The organism is Streptomyces sp. B5E4 (genome assembly GCF_039871555.1).
GTDB lineage: Bacteria > Actinomycetota > Actinomycetes > Streptomycetales > Streptomycetaceae > Streptomyces.
Genome location: NZ_JBDPMI010000015.1, coordinates 26320 through 44609, shown reverse-complemented (window position 1 = coordinate 44609; position 18290 = coordinate 26320). Strand labels below are relative to the sequence as shown.

Here is an 18290-nt window from a genome sequence, read left to right as displayed (position 1 = left end):
GCGCGGCGACCCCCGTCGCCCCGCCCGGTCCTGCCCCGGTCGTGCCCCGGTCCTGCCCCGGCCCGCCGTCAGCGCGGTGGTTCGGTCCGTCCCGCACGTCCCGTGATCGGGCCCGTCGACGGCAGGTCCGCCTGGTCGCGCAGCCAGAGCGCGCGCAGCGTCGCCTCCAGGGCGAAGCGCCGGTCCGGCTCGGAGAGCTGGGAGCCGAAGTGCTGGCCGAGGGTGCGCATGCGGTAGCGCACGGTCTGCGGATGGACGTGCAGTTGCTCGGCGATGCGCCCCGCGGTGCCGCGCGTGGTCAGCCACACCCGCAGGGTCTCCACCAGCCGCTCGCGCCGGCCGGTCGTCACGGCGGCCAGCGGCTCCAGCTGGCGTCCCGCCATCTGCTCCACCAGGGCGGGGTCCGTGAGCAGCCACAGGGTGAGCAGGTGGTCCTCGACGCGGACCGGGGAAGGGGCGCGGATCGCGCCGGACTCGACCATGCCGAGGGCCTGGCGCGCCCAGCGCAGCGAGTCCGCGGTCCTGTGCAGCGGCACGGTGAGGCCGACGGCCACGCCGACCGGGCCCAGCGCGGCGTCCAGCGCCTCGCGGCGCGCGTCGTCGAACGGGCCGGGGATGAGCAGGTACGGGTGCGGCCCCGCGGTGTCCGCGAGCACGTCGTCGGGCAGCCCGGTCGGCGACGTCAGCCGCTCGGCGGGCATCAGCGCGGCCGGCGTCACCTCGTCCGGCAACTGCCAGCGGGCCTGCGCGGCGATGTCCTCGACGGTGTGGCGCGGTACGGGCGGCTCGGCGACCAGCGTCCGCAACAGCCGCCTGCGCAGGCTCTTCAGCCGCTCCGCCGAGTCGGCCTCCGCTTGGAGGTAGCCCTCCCTGGCCAGCTCCGACAGCTCGTCGATGTAGGCGAGCAGGGCGTCGGCGAAGGCGTTCATGACATGCGAGGCGAGGTGGTTGCGCTCTCCCACCACCATCGCGCGCCGCCAGGCGACCCGGCCGCCGATGCGGTACGCGGACTGCAGGGCGTCGAGGCTGCGGCCCTCCTGGGCCTCGAACCGGCCGAGTCTTCGGTGTACCTCGGCGAGGTGCACGGCGCGTTTGCGGGGCGTGGCGACCCGGTCGGTGAAGGTGTTCAGCGACTGCCGGACGCCGAGCCTGAGGGCCCGGTCGTACGCCTCGCCCATCTGGAGCCCGTACTCGGGCACCGCGCCGCGGATGGCCGCGACGATCTCCCGGTAGAGGCTCGGTAACTCAGGCCGGATCAGCGCGGCCAGCTCCCGCGGCAGCGGCTCGGGCGGCTCGGCCAGTGCGACTGCCTGCACTTCGGACGGCATACGTCTACCCCTCACGCCGCCGGCGAGGCAGAGGGACACCGACCCGGTGGGGGGTGTGGCAAGTCAGATGCCCTGCCGCACGGTGGTGCCGGCAGCTCACTGTTCGGATGAGGATCCGCGGGGGCCCGGCCTGCAGCGCACCGGTGACCGCGGTGTTGCGTGGCATGTTCGGTACCGCGAGGAAGGTGTAGCCCACACAGAGTGGATGCGGCACTACTCACCCGGCAAGCGCTTGTACGCATCTTTTGTACGGCGGTGATAGTTCGCCGTCTCCGTACGCGTCGTGTATCGGCCACGTACGGGTCGGGTACGGGCCGTGCGCGCGGTGCTCAGCCGTCGTCGCCCCGCTCCCGCAGATGCAGCGTCCGTACCGCGACCTCCACCGCGAACCGCTCGTCGTGGTCGTCCAGTTGTGCGCCGAAGAGCTGGTGGAGACTGCGCAGCCGGTAGCGGACGGTCTGCGGGTGGACGTGCAGCATCCGCGCCATCCGCGCCGCCGTGCCGCGGGTCGTCAGCCAGACCCGTAACGTGTCGACCAGCCGCTCCCGGCGGACCGGCGTGTGGCCGGCGAGCGGTGCCAGCTGCCGGCGGGCCAGCTCCTCGGCGAGCGGCGGGTCGGCCATGAGCCACAGGGTCACCAGGTGGTCGTCGCAGGCGAACACCGGCTCGTCGCGGACGGTGCCCACCTCCGCGTGCACGAGCGCCTGCCGGGCCCAGCGCAGCGAGTCCGCCGACCAGCCGAGCGGCACCGTCACGCCGATGGCGGCGCGGCAGCCGGCCAGCGCCGCGGCGAGCATGGCGCGGCGCTCCTCGGTGAGGTGGCCGGGTACGAGCAGGTGCGGCTGCGGGTCGGTGAGTTCGACGAGCACGTCGGGGTGGAGCAGCGCCGGGTCCGGGCGGCGGTCCGCGGCCAGCGCGACGGGCGTCGCCACCTCCGGCAGCTCCCAGCCGGCCCCCTCGGCGAGGTCGGTGACCGCGGGATGGGCCAGGGGCAGCGTCCCGCCGGCGAGCAGCAGCCGCAGCAGCCGGCGCCGCCGCGCCTCGGCGTCCTCGGGCCCCGACTGCGCCTCCCGGTAGCCCTCGCGGCACAGCTCCTCGGCCGCGTCGACGTGGGCGAAGACGGCGTCGGCGAACATCGCCATGAGCGTGGGGGACATGTTGTAGCGGGTGCCCACGGACTTGGCGCGGCGCAGCGCCACCCGCGCGCCGATGCGCAGCGCCGAGCGCAGGTACTGGAAGCTGCGGCCCTCGTACGCCTCGAACCTGCCCAGCCTTCTGCACATTTCGTCCCAGCGGGCGGTCGAGGATTTCGGGTTCGCCACCTGCTCGACGAATGTGGAGAGATTCTGTGCCACCCCCTGCTGCAATACCTCGCCGTACGGACCCTCCAGCAACTGGTTGTATTCCGGTATCGCTCTCCTGATCTCCTGCGCGATTTCCTCGACCAGGCTCGGCAGTTCCGGTCGCATGATCGCGGCGAACTCCGGCGGCAGCGGCTCGGGCGGCTCGGCGAGTCCGGCGGCGGGTCCTGCGTCTGGCATCTCCATGACTCCTCCCACCCCGGGGCGGAGCGCCGGTCGGCCGGGCTCCGTTGCGGGCGGTGCGTGAGACGGGGCGGTGCGACAGGGCGGTGGAACGGGGCGTAGCGGCGGGACATGGGGGCGGTGCCGTGCCGCGCGCGGCCGGGGTCGCCGGACGGCGCTGGTCAGCGGGCTGCCGGCGGGACGGCGTCCGGGGTCGGCGCGGCCTGCGCGGGATGCCGGGGGCGGACGGCCCGCGGGCGCGGCCTTCGGCGGGGCGGGACCGGCCGGCGGCGCACGCGTGCCGCGGACCAGCATGCGGGGCGGGGCGGCCGGGCGGGAGGGGAACGCCCGCGATTGCGCACTCGGCGACAAACTCCCGCGGCAGGATGCTGCGTGGCTGACAAGAAAATACGCCGCCGTCGGGAAGTTCCCCGATTCCCGGACCGAGGTATTGCGTTCACTTGTTACTCGTACGTAGCGTACCCCTCTGCAAGGCGCTGGTCGGGGCATCCCTTGTGGCCTGCATGCCGGGCCCGGATCGCCCCACGGTTTCGATTTGCCGCGCGCCGTCTGCTCCCGGGAGGCGGATGGCGCAGCGGCGCAGAACCGTCACTTCAACTCACGAGGGGAATCGCAGTGCGAAGACTCACGAGAAGCGCCGCAGTCGCAGCAACGGCCGTCGTGGCAGCCGCCGGCTTCACCGTCAGCTCCGCCTCCGCGACCGCGCAGGCGACCTGGACGGTCTCTCCGGGCGGGCCGTTCACTGCCCACTCGGGCAACACGCAACTGGCCGTGCCGAACGCCGTCCTCACGTGTACCGACTCGGACGCCGACGGCACGCTGAAGAGCGGCTCGGGGCTGGACGGTGCCGGGATCGGCGACATCGACAACCTGACGTTCACGAACTGCTCCGTGGCCGGGATCCTGTTCACGGTCGACACGTCGAGCGCCCTTCCGTGGAAGCTGAACGTCACGGGCCCCGACCCCAACAACGCCAACCGGGTGCTGGGGTCGATCTCCGGGATCGTCGCGAAGATCGCCGACCCGGACGGCATCTGCACGGCGACGTTCGCCGGGCCCAGCGGGCCCACCGCCCCGGGGACGGTCACCGGGTACTACGACAACGGGACCGACCAGCTCGTGATCCAGGACGGCAACCTCACCGCCCACAACGCGAACTGCCTGGGCATCATCAACAACGGCGACCACGCCGCGTTCACCGGCAACTACGACGTCACGCCGGCCCAGTCCATCACGCTGGACTGACGCCCGGCCCACCGGCCCGGGGCCGTGGCCGACCTGACTTCCCGGTCGGCCGCGGGCTCCGGGCCCACGGCGTTCCCACCACGTCGGAAGGAGTCCGATGAGTCCACGTACCGGGCGGCTCACCGGGATCGCTGCCGGTGCGCTCGTCGCAGGGCTGCTCCCGGCCGCCGGTTCGGCGGCGGAGGAGGGGGCCGTGTCGGTCTCCGCCGGCTACGTGTGCGCGGGCGCCGACGGCGCGGCCGTCGACGTTCCGGTCGAGTTCACGGGTTCCTTCCCGGCGTCCGTACGCTCCGGAGAGGCCATCCGCCCCGGCGACCTGACGATGGCGGCCACGCTGGGCGGCGGTCTGCTCGACGGGCTGCCGGCCGAGGACGGCGCGACCGTCGGCGGGACGGCGTCGGCGGCCATGAGCGTGGCCCAGGGGCGGGAGTCCGCGGACTATCCGTGGGCGGGAGCGACCGCGGAGCCCGTACAGGTGTCGGCCGACGGTACGGCCACCGTGCCGTTCTCCGGCGGGATGTCGTCGGCGACGGCGGGCGGCGCCGGCGACGTGGTCTTCACCCTCGGTCCGCTGACCCTGGAGCTCCAGGGAACCCCGCCGGCGCCGGGCGACACGTCCTCGCCGCCGGCCGATCCGGCGTCCCCGGCGGACGACCCGGCAGCCCAGGCAGATCCGGTCGGCCCGGGCGCGACGACCCTCACCTGCACCCTCGCCGACGGCCAGGACGGCACCCTGGCAACGGTCGCGGTGCCGGGCGAGTCCGGGACGCCGGGCGGTGGGGACGGCGGCGCCGACGACGGCGGCGCCGGGCAGGGCACTCCCGGCGCGACGGGCGAGCGGCCCGGCGGCGCGGGCGCCGATGCGGATGCGGCACCCGGGGACGAGCCCGCCGAGACCGGTGACGTCACGCCGTGCCCCCCGGGCCAGCCGCCGACGGCCGAACTGGACCCCGACCGGCTGATCGAGCCGCCGCCCGGCACGACGACCCTCACCCTGCCGGGCGTCTACACCTGCACGGCCGCGGCCGGCGTCGTGAATTCCAGGAAGCTGAACGGCGCGCTCATCGCCAACGATCCGCACGCTCCGACGCTCGACAGCGTGCGCGTGCTGCTGAACAAGCAGATGATTATTTCGCCCGGAAACTTCTACAACGGCACGCGAAATGTCGCCGAGTTCACCCTCCCCGACTCCGAGGCGACGTTCCTCACCTTCGGGTTCATGCCCGTCACGGGGAAGGTCGAGTTCACGAACGAGCCGATGACGATCGTCACGGAACAGGGCTCCTCGATCGACACCAACGAGACCACGGCGGGCTTCTATCAGGCTCTCAGGATTTACGACGTGAAGGTGAACGGGGTGCCGCTCGACGTGGGTGGCGAGTGCCGTACGAGCGCGCCTCTCGACGTCGTACTCAAAGGAAAGTATCCGGAGTACCGGGTCTTCACCGGAGGCACCTTGAGGAGCCTCGTCACGGTGCCTCCGTTCACCGGCTGCGGCACCGGCGGGGAGGACCTGGACGCCCTCTTCACCTCGGCCCTGTCGGGTCCCGGAAACTACGTCGAGCTGAAGCAGTCGCCGCTGTGCACGATGCCGTGTACGCCGGCGGTCCCCGAACTGCCCGCCCACGGCTGAGCAAACGCCCGCCCGGATTCCCTTCGCGAAGGAATCCGGGCGGGCCGCCGTGGCCGGAGGTCAGCCCGTCGGCGCCTGCGCGGCGCCGAGTTTCAGGCTGATGGTGTTCCCCTCACCCGGGATGATCGCGTTGATCACGGGCGTGGCGAGCAGGCAGTGCTCGAAGTCGGGAATCGTGTACGTGCCGCTGAGCGTGCCGCCCCGGAACGGGTTGAACCCCGGCTCGGACTTGAGGGCTATCTCGGCGGGTACCTCGGTCTGGCAGTGGCTGCCCACCCAGATCGGCAGCCCCGCGACCTTCAGTTCGGTGATCCGCAGCGTCAGCTTCGAGACCGTGTTGACCTCGCCGGTCGCGGTGCTGATGGTGCCGGTGGTGGGCTCGGTCTCGATGAACTCCGTGGTCGCCGTCGCCGGGATCAGGTCGAGCGTCTTGAAGGAGCCGGTGGCGGGCGGCAGCTTCGTGTGGGCGCTGAGCGCACCGGTGGACAGGTCCACGGTGGTCTCCAGCTTCCCCGGGCCCAGTTCGAGGTCCGAGTCGGTGCCCGCGAGGTGCGTCGTGCCGGTCAGCGGATAGTCGAGCCGGACGGGTGCGGCGTTCGCCGTGCCCGAGGTGGCGACGGTGAAGCCCGCCGCGGCGAGCAGCGCCAGTACCGCGCGGCTCAGGTTCCGCTGTCCTCTCGATAGAGTCGACCGTTTGGCCATCGAGATTCTCCTCAATGTTGTGTGGGGGAGCCCGGGTTGATTACTGCCGACTGTCTGCGTGGGAATGCTACGCGCCAGTAATAAGGCTGACAATGAGCCCGTCCAGGTGATCTCCGAATGGTCGGACTCATTGTCATCCGGTGAGAATCCGGGCCAGGTTTTCTGTTGCCCGGTGAGTGTCGGAGGCCGCGGCAGGTGTCTTGTCATCCGTTGATAAAACGGTGTGCCGGATTGCTCAGCGTGTTACAAGAAAATACCAGCCGGTAAGGAGCCGGTGACTTTCCCTGACACGGCTATTGATTCCCCGGTTACCCGTGCGTAGCGTCTCCCCCCGCAGGTGCTCGTGCAGCCCGTCCCCCAGCAAGGCCGCACCGAAGAAGTCGGGTCCGCCGCAGCGTGGATCCCGTAGGCGCAGAGGCCGCACCGGCTGCTGCAGGACTGCTCATGGAGTGATGCACGCATGTGCACGGCAGAACACGCGTCGCGCAGAAGCCGGGCCCGGCCCGCTCCTCTTTGCTCACCCGGAGACAAACGCGTCGCCCGGGATTGTCACCGGATGCCAGTCGTCGCCTGCGGCGGGGGCACCCCGGCGTCGGCCGTGCTGTGCTGTGCCCGCACCGGAGTTGACGGGACCGGCCGCGGTGTACACGGCCGGCGCTGCGCACCCGCCAGGGGGCTGTGATGGGAATCGAAGTCGTCGTGGACGGCCTGACGAAGTCCTTCGGCCGCCAGAACATCTGGCGCGACGTCACGCTGACGCTGCCGGCCGGCGAGGTCAGCGTGATGCTGGGCCCGTCCGGCACCGGCAAGACCGTGTTCCTGAAGTCGCTCATCGGCCTGCTCAAGCCCGAGGAGGGGCAGGTGCTCGTCGACGGCGTCGACATGGTGAACGACCGCGAGCGCGACGTCTTCGAGGCCCGCAAGAAGTTCGGGCTGATGTTCCAGGACGGCGCGCTCTTCGGCTCGATGAGCCTCTTCGACAACGTCGCCTTCCCGCTGCGCGAGCACACCCGCAAGAAGGAGTCCGAGATCCGCCGCATCGTCATGGAGCGGATGGACCTGGTCGGCCTCGGCGGCGCCGAGGGCAAGCTCCCCGGCGAGATATCCGGCGGCATGCGCAAGCGGGCCGGGCTGGCCCGCGCGCTCGTCCTCGACCCGGAGATCGTGCTGTGCGACGAGCCGGACTCCGGTCTGGATCCGGTGCGTACGGCGTTCATCTCGCAACTGCTCATCGACGTCAACGCGCAGATCGACGCGACGATGCTGATCGTCACGCACAACATCGACATCGCCTCCACCGTCCCCGACAACATCGGGATGCTCTTCCGCCGCAACCTCGTCACCTTCGGGCCCCGCGAGGTGCTGCTCACCAGCGAGGAGCCGGTGGTCTCGCAGTTCCTCAGCGGCAGCCGGCTCGGCCCCATCGGCATGTCGGAGGAGAAGGACGCGGCCACGCTCGCCGCCGAGGGCTTCGACCCCGACGCGGCCTCCGGTGCGGGCCACCGCGAGATCGTGCCGCAGTTGGAGCCGTCGCCCGGGATGCCCCCGCGGCAGGCGGTGGACCGCCACCGCGAGCGGGTGCTCGGCATGCTCGCGCAACTGCCCTCCGCCGCGCGCAAGGCCATCGTCGCCGGCATCGGCGGCTCGATCGCGCACGCGCAGACGCTGACCATGCCCGCGCCCCCGGAGGAGCGGCCATGACCACGACCCTGCCGCCGGTGCCGCACCCGCCCGACCCCCCGGACCCGGACCCCGGCGAGGAGCCGGAGGCCGCGGGGCCGCCGCAGCCGCCGCGTCCGGTCTGGTCCGTGCCCGGTGCGGGCGCGCTGCGCGAGACCGGGAAGCTGTTCGCGCTGGCGCTGTCCGTCGCCCGGCTGTCCTTCAAGCGGCCGTTCCAGTTACGCGAGTTCGTCGAGCAGTTCTGGTTCATCGCCAGCGTGACGATCCTGCCCGCGGCCCTGGTGTCGATCCCGTTCGGCGCGGTGATCGCCCTTCAGGTCGGCTCGCTCACCCAGCAGTTCGGCGCGCAGTCCTTCACCGGCGGCGCCAGCGTGCTCGCGGTCATCCAGCAGGCGTCACCGCTCATCGTGGCGCTGCTGATCTCCGGCGCCGCCGGCTCGGCGATCTGCGCCGACCTCGGCTCGCGGAAGATCCGCGAGGAGCTGGACGCGATGGAGGTCATGGGCGTCTCGCCCGTCCAGCGGCTCGTGGTGCCCCGGGTGCTGGCCACGATGGGCGTGGCGGTCCTCCTCAACGGGCTGGTCTCGGTCATCGGCACGCTCGGCGGCTACTTCTTCAACGTGATCCTCCAGGGCGGCACCCCCGGCGCGTACCTCTCCAGCTTCTCCGCCCTCGCGCAGCTTCCCGACCTCTACATCAGCGAGATCAAGGCGCTGATCTTCGGGTTCATCGCCGGCATCGTCGCCGCCTACCGCGGCCTCAACCCCCGCGGCGGCCCGAAGGGCGTGGGCGACGCGGTCAACCAGTCCGTCGTCATCACCTTCCTGCTGCTGTTCTTCGTCAACACCATCCTGACGTCGATCTACCTGCAGGTCGTCCCCCCGAAGGGAGGCTGAGCGATGGCCCTGACCCAGAAGGACGACACGGCGGGGGAGTACGAGCGGGGTCCCCGGCGGCTGCGGCCGGGCCGGCTCCTCGACCGCCCGCTCTCCTGGCTCGACCAGGCCGGTGACCAGCTCGTCTTCTACGTACGCGCCCTGTTGTGGATCCCGCGGGCCGCCCGCCGCTACGTCAAGGAGGTGCAGCGGCTGCTCGCCGAGGTCGCCTTCGGCAGCGGCGGCCTCGGCGTCATCGGCGGCACGATCGGCGTGATGTTCGCGATGACCCTGTTCACCGGCACGGTCGTCGGCCTCCAGGGCTACGCGGCCCTCAACCAGATCGGCACCGCCGCCTTCACCGGCTTCGTCTCCGCGTACTTCAACACCCGCGAGATCTCCCCCCTTGTCGCGGGCCTCGCGCTGTCCGCCACCGTCGGTGCCGGCTTCACCGCCCAGCTCGGCGCGATGCGGATCAACGAGGAGGTGGACGCGCTGGAGGGCATGGGGGTGCGCTCCATGCCGTACCTCGTCACCACGCGCATCATCGCCGGGGTCGTGGCCATCATCCCGCTCTACGGGATCGGGCTGCTCAGCTCGTATCTCGCCTCGCGCGCCGTGACGGTCCTCTACAACGGCCAGGCCGCGGGCACGTACGACCACTACTTCAACCTCTTCCTCTCCCCGACCGACGTGCTCCTGTCGTTCATGAAAGTGCTGATCTTCAGCGTCATGGTGATCCTCGCGCACTGCTACTACGGCTTCCGCGCCACCGGCGGGCCCGCCGGGGTCGGCGTCGCGGTGGGGCGCTCGGTGCGTACCGCGATCGTGCTCATCGCGGTCACCGACTTCTTCCTCAGCCTGGCGATCTGGGGCACCACGACCACGGTGAAGGTGTCCGGATGAGCAATCTGGAGACGACGGGACGCAGGGTTGCGGGGCTGGTGTTCCTGCTGGTGATGGCGCTGCTGGTCTGGCTGTCGGTGGCCGTCTACCACAAGGAGTTCACCGACACCGCGACCGTCACGGTCGAGACCGGCAGCGTCGGCAACGAGATGCACCCGTACGCCGAGGTGAAGATGCGCGGCGTCGTCGTCGGCGAGGTGCGGGAGATCTCCGCGGCGAACGGCGGGCGGACCGCCCGGCTGACGCTCGCGCTCAAGCCCGGCCAACTGGACCGGATACCCGCGGACGTCTCCGCGCAGATGCTGCCCACCACCCTCTTCGGCGAGCGGTTCGTCTCCCTGGTCCCGCCGGCGGACGGAGGCACGGCGGGCGAGACGCTGGCGGCGGGCAGTGTCATCCCGCAGGACCGCAGCGAGAACGCCATCGAGCTGGAGCAGGTGCTCGACAACGTCATGCCGCTGCTCACCGCCGTGAAGCCCGCCAAGCTCTCCGCCACGCTCACCGCCATGGCCGACGCCCTCGACGGCCGCGGCGAGAAGCTCGGCGACACCCTCGTCGAACTGGACGAGCACCTGCGGAAGCTCAACCCGCACCTGCCGACGCTCAACCGCGACATCCGCGAACTGGTCGAGTTGGGCCATCTGTACGCGGACACCGTCCCCGACCTGATCAAGGCACTGCAGGACGCGACGACGACGAGCAGCACCATCGCCGAGAAGGCCGAGGACCTCGGCGGGCTGTACGGCACGCTGACGACCACGTCGCAGGACCTGGACACCTTCCTGGAGCAGAACCAGGAGAACATCATCCGGCTGTCCGCCGAGGGCAGGCCCACGGTGGAGAAGATCGCCGCCTACTCGCCGTCGTTCCCCTGCACGCTGCGTACCCTCGCCGACTTCGTGCCCGTCATGGACAAGGCGCTCGGCAAGGGCACCGGGAAGCCCGGACTGCACGTCGACGTCGAGGTGCTGCCCGCCCGCGGCAAGTACGTACCCGGCCGGGACGCCCCGCGCTTCGACGCGGGCGGCGGCCCCCGGTGCTACGGCGTCCCGTACACCGGCGCCCCCGCCAGGAGCGGCACCGCGGCGGGCAGTCCGCAGTCCGCGAAGACCCTCGCCACCGACGAAACGGCCCTCGGGCTGCCCAACTCCCCGGCGGAGAACCAGCTCGTCAACGAACTCCTCGCGGCCGGTATGGAGAGCCCGCCCGCCGACCTGCCCGACTGGTCGAGCGTGCTCGCCGGACCCGTCTTCCGCGGCACGGAGGTGCGGCTGAAGTGAACAGAAGAAGCCTCGCGGGGCCCCTGGTCAAGTCCCTCGTCTTCGTCGTGGTCACCGCGCTCGCCACCACCGCGCTCGCCTTCTCCATCGCCAACACCGGCGTCGGCCCCACCGACGGCTACAGCGCCCGGTTCACCGACGTGACCGGTCTGGTCGAGGGCGACAGCGTGCGGGTGGCGGGTGTGAAGGTCGGCGCGGTCGAGTCCATCGAGCTGAGCGGACGGCGGTACGCGCGGGTGGAGTTCACCGTACGCGAAGGGCGTGAGCTGCCCGCCTCCGTCAACGCCTCGGTGAAGTACCTCAACATGGTCGGCCAGCGCTACATCGACCTGGAGCAGGGCGAGGGCCCGGTGGGCCGGTCGCTCGACCCCGGCGGCACGATCCCGCTGGAGCGCACCCGGCCCGCGCTCGACCTCACCGAGCTGTTCAACGGCTTCCAGCCGCTGTTCCAGGGGTTGTCGCCGCGGGACACCAACAAGCTCGCGAACGAGATCGTCCAGGTGCTGCAGGGCCAGGGCGGGACGGTCGACAGCCTCGTGGAGACGGTCGGCTCACTGACCGGCACGCTCGCCGCGAAGGACCAGGTGATCGGCGAGGTCATCGACAACCTCACCGAGGTGGTGGAGACCGTCAACACCCGCGAGAAGGAGTTCAACGACCTGCTGGTGACCCTCCAGGACCTGGTGTCCGGTTTCTCCGACGACCGCAAGCCGCTCTTCCGCGCCGTCGACGCCATGGGCGACCTGACGACCACCACCGCCGGTCTCGTACGCGACGGCCGCGCCCCGCTGAAGGAGGACATCCACCAGGTCGGCCGCGTCGCCGAGCGGCTGGCGGACAACGTGCCGCTGGTGGAGGAGTTCCTCGAACAGACGCCGGTCAAGATGGCCACGCTGGGGCGGCTGGCCAGTTACGGCTCCTGGTTCAACCTCTATCTCTGCGAGGCGCGGGTGACCGGCGTGAGCATGTCCGACGGCAGCGAGCCGCCGACCGGGATCACGGTTCTGCCCCCGAGGTGTGAGCGATGAGAGTTCCCGGGCTGAAGCCCGTACGCGAACGCAACCCCATCGCGGTGGCGCTGGTGGGACTGCTGGTCCTCGCCCTGGGCGGGTTCGCGGCGTACCGCGCCGAGGCGCTGCCCGGCGTCGGCGGCGGCACCTCCTATACGGCCCACTTCTCCGAGGCCGCCGGGCTGCGCTCCGGCGACGAGGTGCGGGTGGCGGGCGTGAAGGTGGGCGAGGTCGACGAGGTCGGGCTCGACGGGCCCAGGGTCGCCGTCGACTTCACGGTGCGCGACGCCTGGATCGGCGACCGGTCGACCGCCGCCATCGCCATCGAGACGCTGCTCGGCGAGAAGTACCTGGCCGTCGACCCCCTCGGGGACGCCCGGCAGGACGCCGACCAGCCCATCCCGGTCGGGCGCACCACGTCCCCGTACGACGTCACGCAGGCGTTCCAGGATCTGTCGTCCACCGTCGGCGAGCTGGACACCACGGCGCTCGCGGAGAGCTTCGAGGTGATCTCGGAAACGTTCGAGGACACCCCGCCGAACGTGCGCAAGGCGGCGAACGGGCTGGCGGACCTGTCGCAGACGATCTCCTCCCGGGATGCCGAGCTGGCCCGGCTGCTGTCCGGCAGCGACGAGATCACCAAGACGCTGAAGGACCAGAACGACACGTTCGAGACGCTGCTGAAGGACGGCAACGACCTGCTCGCCGAGGTACGCAGCCGGCGCGACGCGATCCACGCCCTCTTCACCGGCACCCGCGACCTGGCGAAGGAGCTGGACGGGCTGGTGGAGGACAACGAGGAGCAGATCGGCCCGACGCTCGACGCCCTCGACCGGGTCACCGGGGTGCTCCAGGCCAACGAGAAGAACCTCGACAAGGCGCTGGCCACGGCCGGCCCGTACTACCGGCTCGTCGGCAACACCCTCGGCAGCGGCCGCTGGTTCGACAGCTACCTGTGCGGACTCGTCCCCCGGGAGTACGCGCCCGACGTCGTGCCGAACCGCGGGTGCCGGCCGCCCAAGCCGGAGGGGGGCCGATGATGGCACGGCCGCGAACGGGAGCGGTCCGGCGGATCCGCGCGGCCGCCGGCCGGCTGCGGTCCCGCAGGCCGGTCGCGCTGCTGGTGACCGCGGCGGTGCTGGTGGCCGCGGGCACCTGGGGCGTACGGGCGCTTACGGGCCCCGACGGCAAGGCGGTCACCGCCTACTTCGACTCCGGGGTCGGCCTGTACGAGGGCTCGGACCTGCGGATCCTGGGCGTCAAGGTCGGCACCGTGGACTCCGTCGAGCCCGAAGGCGACCGGGTACGCGTCGGGCTGACCCTCCACGACGGCGTCCAGGCGCCGGCCGACGTCCAGGCGGCGGTCATCGCGCCGAGCGTGGTCTCCGGCCGCTACGTGCAGCTCAGTCCCCCCTATTCCGGCGGGCCCGAACTCGCGGACGGCGACGAGATCCCCGTCGAGCGCACCGCGACCCCGGTGGAGATCGACGAGCTGTACGCCTCCCTCACCGACCTCACCGACGCTCTCGGCCCCGACGGCGCCAACGCCACGGGGGAGCTGAGCAAGCTGCTCGAAACCGGCGCCCGCAACCTGGAGGGCAACGGCAAGGAGATCGGCGACAGCATCGACCGGTTCGGCGACGCCACCCAGACGCTCTCCGGCCGCAGCGGCGACCTCTTCGGCACGATCGAGAACCTGCAGTCCTTCACCACCATGCTGAAGCGGAACGACCGGCAGGTGCGCGACGCCGAGCAGCAACTCGCCGACGTCGGCACCTTCCTCGCCGAGGACAAGGACGAACTGGCCGCGGCGCTGGAGGAGCTGGGCAAGGCGCTCGGCAGGGTGCAGGGGTTCATCAAGGACAACCGCGGCCGGCTCAAGGCCAACGTCGGCAAGCTCGCCGACCTGACCCGCATCCTCGTGGACAACCGGGCCTCGCTCGCCGAGGCGCTGGACGCCGCGCCGCTGGCCACCGACAACCTGCTGCGCGCGTACAACCCCGGCAAGCGCACCATCGACGGCCGGGGCAACCTCAACGAGCTGAGCATGGGCGGCCCGCCGGACGCCGACCTGGCGAACGCCGCCGGCGGCAGCGCCACCGGCCGCGAGGGACTCGTACCGGCGCCCGCGGACCGGCAAGAGGAGCTGCCCGGGCTGCCGCTGCCCGCGGTCGGCGACGTCTACGGCACTCCGGAGCAGGGAGGCGGGCGATGAACTGGCACGTCAAGACGGTCGCCGGGGTCGTGGCCGCCGCGCTCGTGGTGGCCTCCCCCCTGGTGGTGAGGGAGGTCTACGAGAGCGCCGACGTCGAGTTCACCGGCATCCAGGACCTGCCGCTGCCCGGCGGCGCCGACCTCGGCAGCCACCCGTACGAGGTCACCGCCGAGTTCGAGGACGTACTGAGCCTCGTGCCGCAGTCCTCGGTACGGGTCAACGACGTGGCCGTCGGCCGGGTCACCGACATCGAGGTGGCCGACGACCGGTGGACCGCCGTGGTCACCATGAAGGTCAACGGCGACGTGCGGCTGCCGGCCGACGCGTACGCGCGTATCGAGCAGTCGAGCCTGCTGGGCGAGAAGTACGTCCAGCTCATCGCCCCGCCCCGGGAGAAGCAGGTCGACGCGCAGCAGGCGGCCGGCCTCGGCACCGCGCCCGGGGACGTGACGACGGCCGTTCTCCCCGACGGCACCCAGACCGACATCCCGCTCGCGCGCACCAACCGCAACCCGGAGGTCGAGGAGGTCTTCGGCGCCCTGTCGATGCTCCTCAACGGCGGCGGCATCGAGCAACTGCGCACCATCAGCCGGGAGCTGAACGACGCGCTCCAGGGCAACGAGCCGCAGGTCCGCTCCATGCTCAAGCGCGTCGACACCCTGATGACGAGCCTCGACGACAACAAGGAAGGCATCACCGACGCGCTCGACAGCGTCAACCGGCTGTCCGCCACCCTCGCCACCCGCAAGACGGAGATCGGCGTCATCCTCGACGACCTCAGCCCCGGCATGAAGGTGCTGGAGGAGCAGCGCGGCGCGCTGGTCACCATGCTGCGCTCGCTGGAACGGCTCTCCGACGTCGCGGTGGAGACCGTCGACGCGAGCAAAGAGGACATGATCGCCGACCTCAGGGCCCTGGGGAAGGTGCTGAAGAATCTCGCCGACGCCGGGCAGACGCTGCCGGCCTCCCTGGAGGTGCTGCTCACGTACCCCTTCACCGACGAGGTGCTGCGGGGCGTCAAGGGCGACTACCTCAACATCTACCTCGGCGTCACCGCCCCCCGCGGCACGGAGCTGATCCCGCCGCTGACCGAGGACCCCGTTCCCGGCGCGACCGGAGCGGGCACCACCACCGACCCGCTCGCCGCCCCGCCCGGCACCGCGCTGGCGCTGCCGCTGCCGCTGCCGTCCGTGGGGCCCACGACGCCCGGCGCCGACCCGTCGGCGTCCCCGGATCCGAGCGATCCGGCGCCGGACGACACGGGACCCGAGGACCCGGGGTCCGCCTCTCCCGGCGGCGGCCCGTCCGACGGCGCCGGCACGCCGTCGGGGTCGCCGCCGGGCAGCCCGGCCGGTACGGAGCCGGAGTCGCCGCCGGCGTCCGGCAGCCGGTCGCCCGGGGGTGAGGGCCGGTGATCACCAGGTCCGTCATCGTCAAGAACATCGTGTTCGCCCTCGTCGCGGTGCTCGTCATCGGCTACGTCGGCATGCGCTACGCCGACCTCGGCCGCTACGTCGGCATGCGCGACTACTACACGGTGCGCGTCGAACTCGCCGAGACCGGAGGGCTGTTCACCCACGCGGAGGTCACCTATCGCGGGGTGTCGGTCGGGCGCGTCGGGGCGATCGAGCTGACCGGCACGGGCGTCGAGGCCGAACTGCAGATCCGTGACTCGGCCCCGCCGATCCCCACCGACCTGTCGGCCGACGTCGCCAACTACTCGGCCGTGGGAGAGCAGTACATCGACCTCAAGCCCGTCGGCGCGAGCGGTCCGTACCTGAAGGACGGCGCCGTCGTCGGCCGCCAGCACACGGCGACGCCCGCTCCCGTCACCAACCTCCTCACCAGCGTCGACTCCTTCGCCACCTCCGTCGACACCGGCGAGCTGCGCACCGTCGTGGACGAACTCGGCAACGCCCTCGCCGGGCAGGGCGAGAACCTGCAGCGGCTCCTCGACACCGGCAGCGAGTTCATCCGGGCCGCCGACGCGGCGCTGCCGTACAGCACCCGGCTCATGATCGACGGCGAGACGGTGCTGCGCACGCAGAACGACTCCGGCGAGGCGCTGCAGGACTTCGCGAAGGGCGCCGAGGAGCTGACCGCGCAACTGAAGCGCTCCGACGGGGACCTGCGCCGCGTCGTCGAGGCGGGGCCCGGCGCCGCGAGCCAGGTCACCGGGCTGCTGCGCGACCTCGACCCGAGCCTGAGCATCCTGCTCGCGAACCTGCTGACCACCTCGGAGATCGCGGTCACCCGGCAGGACGGCCTGGAGCAACTGCTCGTCCAGGTACCGCAGGTGGCCGCCGCCGGCTCCACCGCCATCACCTCCGACGGTGCCCGCTTCGGCATGGCCCTCAGCTTCTTCGACCCGCTGCCCTGCACCCAGGGGTACGGCTCCACGGCGTACCGCAACGGCCTCAAGACCGGCCCGGCGGGCTTCAACACCGCCGCCCGCTGCACCGCCCCGGCGTCGAGCGGCGTCAACGTCCGCGGCTCCGCGCACTCCCCGGGCGGCGGCGGAGTGCCCGAGCCCGCCAAGCCCGGCTCCGGCCTCGCCGACGACCGGCCGGGTACCCGCGCCGCGCCCGGCGCCCTGCCCGGCGCGCTCGGGCTCCCCTCGGTCGGCGACGGACCCACCGACATGGCCGGACTGCTCGGTCTGAAGGAGGCGCGATGAGCCCCCAACCGCCGTACGTCCGCGGCGCCCCGCAGCAAAAGACGCTGGTCACCGCACTCGTCGTCGCGCTGGTCCTCGCCTTCGCCGGCTTTTCCGCCTGGCGCTACGCCGCCGCCGCGACCCGCGACGACCTGGACTTCGGCCGCGAACGCGACCGGGTGCTGGCCGCCGGCCAGGAGCACATCGGGACGCTCAACAGCATCGACGCCGCCGACCCCGACGCGGGCCTGGCGCGCTGGCAGGACGCCACCACCGGTCCGCTGCACGAGGACCTGCGCCGGTCGCGGGCCGCGAGCGCCGACGCCTTCGACCGCGCGGGCGTCACGGCCCGCGCCACGGTCACGGAGGCGGCCGTCACCGAGCTGGACACGCGCGCGGGCACGGCGAAGGCCCTGGCCACGGTGCGGGTGGAGACGAGGGGCGGGGCGGACGGCGAGCGGACGGACCGCAAGCGGTTCGAGGCGGGCCTGGAGCGGACGGCGGACGGCTGGAAGATCGCGTCGCTCACCGCGATCACGGTGGAGGGGAGCGATTCATGAGCCGGGACAGCGACAGCACCGCGGGCGTCGCCGTCGACGCGCGCGAGCAGGAACCGGTGGAGCCGGTGGAGGCCACCGGCTCCGATGGATCCGGCGAGGACGCTGCCGAGTCCGGTGGTGAGGAGCGTAGGCGACCCGCAGCGGCCCGGCGGCGCCGGCGGGCCGCCGGCGCCGCGGTGCTCGTCGCGCTGCTCCTCGCCGGCACCGGACTCCTCGTCCAGGCCGCCCGCCTCAACGGCGACGACGCGCTGGCCAACCGGGCGCTCACCGACTCCTCCGGCACCGCCGGGGTCGCCGGCGACGTCAGCAACGCCCTCAGCAAGGTGTTCTCGTACACGCCGGAAGACCCCGGCGTCACCGCACGGGACGCCGACGAACTCCTCGCCGGACGCGCCCGCGAGCAGTACCGGCAGCTCTTCGGCCAGATCGAGCAGCGGGTCGTCGCCCAGGAGCTGACGCTGACGACCCACGTCGTGCGCGCCGGGGTGATCCGGCTCGACGGCGACGACGCCTCGCTGCTGGTCCTCCTCGACCAGATCACCGAACGCCGGGGCAAGGACCCGACGAGCGTGGGCGCGCAGCTCTCCGTCACCGCCGAGCGGCAGGACGGGCACTGGCGCATCACCGACCTGAAGTCCCGCTAGCGAAAGGGCGGA

16 protein-coding genes are annotated in these 18290 nt (G+C 72.0%); 13 read left to right on the top strand and 3 right to left on the bottom strand.

Annotated elements, in window-relative coordinates; all coding sequences use genetic code 11:
- Positions 1-68: 68 nt before the first annotated feature.
- Positions 69-1328: a helix-turn-helix domain-containing protein gene (locus ABGA99_RS20285; RefSeq protein WP_347583126.1), complete on the bottom strand. Its 1260-nt coding sequence runs from the start codon at positions 1326-1328 to the stop codon at positions 69-71.
- A gap of 329 nt (positions 1329-1657) precedes the next feature.
- On the bottom strand, positions 1658-2869 hold the full coding sequence (locus tag ABGA99_RS20280) for a helix-turn-helix domain-containing protein (RefSeq protein ID WP_347583185.1): 1212 nt from the start codon (positions 2867-2869) through the stop codon (positions 1658-1660).
- 663 nt (positions 2870-3532) lie between these two features.
- Between ABGA99_RS20280 and ABGA99_RS20275 the strand changes: the two genes are divergently transcribed.
- The gene (locus ABGA99_RS20275; protein ID WP_347583125.1) at positions 3533-4117 is read left to right on the top strand and encodes a hypothetical protein; all 585 of its coding nucleotides are present in this window, start codon (positions 3533-3535) and stop codon (positions 4115-4117) included.
- 97 nt (positions 4118-4214) lie between these two features.
- The gene (locus ABGA99_RS20270) at positions 4215-5750 is read left to right on the top strand and encodes a DUF6801 domain-containing protein (protein WP_347583124.1); all 1536 of its coding nucleotides are present in this window, start codon (positions 4215-4217) and stop codon (positions 5748-5750) included.
- A 60-nt stretch (positions 5751-5810) separates the two neighbouring features.
- Here ABGA99_RS20270 and ABGA99_RS20265 read toward each other — a convergent pair whose 3' ends face one another.
- Entirely contained in the window at positions 5811-6452 is a 642-nt protein-coding gene (locus ABGA99_RS20265) for a hypothetical protein (RefSeq protein WP_347583123.1), read from the bottom strand.
- 681 nt (positions 6453-7133) lie between these two features.
- Here ABGA99_RS20265 and ABGA99_RS20260 point away from each other — a divergent pair.
- Genes ABGA99_RS20260 through ABGA99_RS20210 form a run of 11 tightly spaced genes read left to right on the top strand, consistent with a single transcriptional unit; the run spans position 7134 to position 18278 of the window.
- Entirely contained in the window at positions 7134-8153 is a 1020-nt protein-coding gene (locus ABGA99_RS20260) for an ATP-binding cassette domain-containing protein (protein ID WP_347579075.1), read from the top strand.
- Positions 8150-9028 carry an ABC transporter permease gene (locus ABGA99_RS20255; RefSeq protein WP_347579076.1) on the top strand — a complete coding sequence of 293 codons (879 nt, stop codon included), beginning with the start codon at positions 8150-8152 and terminating at the stop codon, positions 9026-9028. Before ABGA99_RS20260 ends, ABGA99_RS20255 begins: the two co-directional genes overlap by 4 nt.
- Before the next feature lie 3 nt (positions 9029-9031).
- The gene (locus ABGA99_RS20250) at positions 9032-9913 is read left to right on the top strand and encodes an ABC transporter permease (protein ID WP_347579077.1); all 882 of its coding nucleotides are present in this window, start codon (positions 9032-9034) and stop codon (positions 9911-9913) included.
- Positions 9910-11193 (top strand): MCE family protein, encoded by a 1284-nt coding sequence (locus ABGA99_RS20245; RefSeq protein WP_347579078.1) that lies wholly within the window; start codon positions 9910-9912, stop codon positions 11191-11193. The genes ABGA99_RS20250 and ABGA99_RS20245 overlap by 4 nt, the downstream gene beginning before the upstream one ends.
- Positions 11190-12221 carry an MCE family protein gene (locus ABGA99_RS20240; RefSeq protein ID WP_347579079.1) on the top strand — a complete coding sequence of 344 codons (1032 nt, stop codon included), beginning with the start codon at positions 11190-11192 and terminating at the stop codon, positions 12219-12221. The genes ABGA99_RS20245 and ABGA99_RS20240 overlap by 4 nt, the downstream gene beginning before the upstream one ends.
- Positions 12218-13243 (top strand): MCE family protein, encoded by a 1026-nt coding sequence (locus ABGA99_RS20235; protein ID WP_347579080.1) that lies wholly within the window; start codon positions 12218-12220, stop codon positions 13241-13243. The genes ABGA99_RS20240 and ABGA99_RS20235 overlap by 4 nt, the downstream gene beginning before the upstream one ends.
- Positions 13243-14418 carry an MCE family protein gene (locus ABGA99_RS20230; protein ID WP_347583122.1) on the top strand — a complete coding sequence of 392 codons (1176 nt, stop codon included), beginning with the start codon at positions 13243-13245 and terminating at the stop codon, positions 14416-14418. Before ABGA99_RS20235 ends, ABGA99_RS20230 begins: the two co-directional genes overlap by 1 nt.
- Positions 14415-15833, top strand: coding sequence for an MlaD family protein (locus tag ABGA99_RS20225; protein WP_347583121.1), 1419 nt, complete (start codon positions 14415-14417; stop codon positions 15831-15833). Before ABGA99_RS20230 ends, ABGA99_RS20225 begins: the two co-directional genes overlap by 4 nt.
- A complete protein-coding gene (locus ABGA99_RS20220; RefSeq protein ID WP_347583120.1) occupies positions 15830-17095 on the top strand; it encodes an MlaD family protein in 1266 nt (421 codons plus the stop codon). The genes ABGA99_RS20225 and ABGA99_RS20220 overlap by 4 nt, the downstream gene beginning before the upstream one ends.
- On the top strand, positions 17092-17634 hold the full coding sequence (locus tag ABGA99_RS20215) for a hypothetical protein (RefSeq protein ID WP_347579083.1): 543 nt from the start codon (positions 17092-17094) through the stop codon (positions 17632-17634). The genes ABGA99_RS20220 and ABGA99_RS20215 overlap by 4 nt, the downstream gene beginning before the upstream one ends.
- Entirely contained in the window at positions 17631-18278 is a 648-nt protein-coding gene (locus tag ABGA99_RS20210) for a hypothetical protein (protein WP_347583119.1), read from the top strand. Before ABGA99_RS20215 ends, ABGA99_RS20210 begins: the two co-directional genes overlap by 4 nt.
- Positions 18279-18290: the final 12 nt, after the last annotated feature.

Excerpts from the sequence above, each read along its gene's own strand:
- ABGA99_RS20285 (WP_347583126.1), bottom strand. The coding sequence starts at position 1,328 with ATGCCGTCCGAAGTGCAGGCAGTCGCACTGGCCGAGCCGCCCGAGCCG.
- ABGA99_RS20280 (WP_347583185.1), bottom strand. The coding sequence starts at position 2,869 with ATGCCAGACGCAGGACCCGCCGCCGGACTCGCCGAGCCGCCCGAGCCG.
- ABGA99_RS20270 (WP_347583124.1), top strand. The coding sequence starts at position 4,215 with ATGAGTCCACGTACCGGGCGGCTCACCGGGATCGCTGCCGGTGCGCTC.
- ABGA99_RS20265 (WP_347583123.1), bottom strand. The coding sequence starts at position 6,452 with ATGGCCAAACGGTCGACTCTATCGAGAGGACAGCGGAACCTGAGCCGC.
- ABGA99_RS20260 (WP_347579075.1), top strand. The coding sequence starts at position 7,134 with ATGGGAATCGAAGTCGTCGTGGACGGCCTGACGAAGTCCTTCGGCCGC.
- ABGA99_RS20255 (WP_347579076.1), top strand. The coding sequence starts at position 8,150 with ATGACCACGACCCTGCCGCCGGTGCCGCACCCGCCCGACCCCCCGGAC.
- ABGA99_RS20250 (WP_347579077.1), top strand. The coding sequence starts at position 9,032 with ATGGCCCTGACCCAGAAGGACGACACGGCGGGGGAGTACGAGCGGGGT.
- ABGA99_RS20245 (WP_347579078.1), top strand. The coding sequence starts at position 9,910 with ATGAGCAATCTGGAGACGACGGGACGCAGGGTTGCGGGGCTGGTGTTC.
- ABGA99_RS20235 (WP_347579080.1), top strand. The coding sequence starts at position 12,218 with ATGAGAGTTCCCGGGCTGAAGCCCGTACGCGAACGCAACCCCATCGCG.
- ABGA99_RS20230 (WP_347583122.1), top strand. The coding sequence starts at position 13,243 with ATGGCACGGCCGCGAACGGGAGCGGTCCGGCGGATCCGCGCGGCCGCC.
- ABGA99_RS20225 (WP_347583121.1), top strand. The coding sequence starts at position 14,415 with ATGAACTGGCACGTCAAGACGGTCGCCGGGGTCGTGGCCGCCGCGCTC.
- ABGA99_RS20215 (WP_347579083.1), top strand. The coding sequence starts at position 17,092 with ATGAGCCCCCAACCGCCGTACGTCCGCGGCGCCCCGCAGCAAAAGACG.
- ABGA99_RS20210 (WP_347583119.1), top strand. The coding sequence starts at position 17,631 with ATGAGCCGGGACAGCGACAGCACCGCGGGCGTCGCCGTCGACGCGCGC.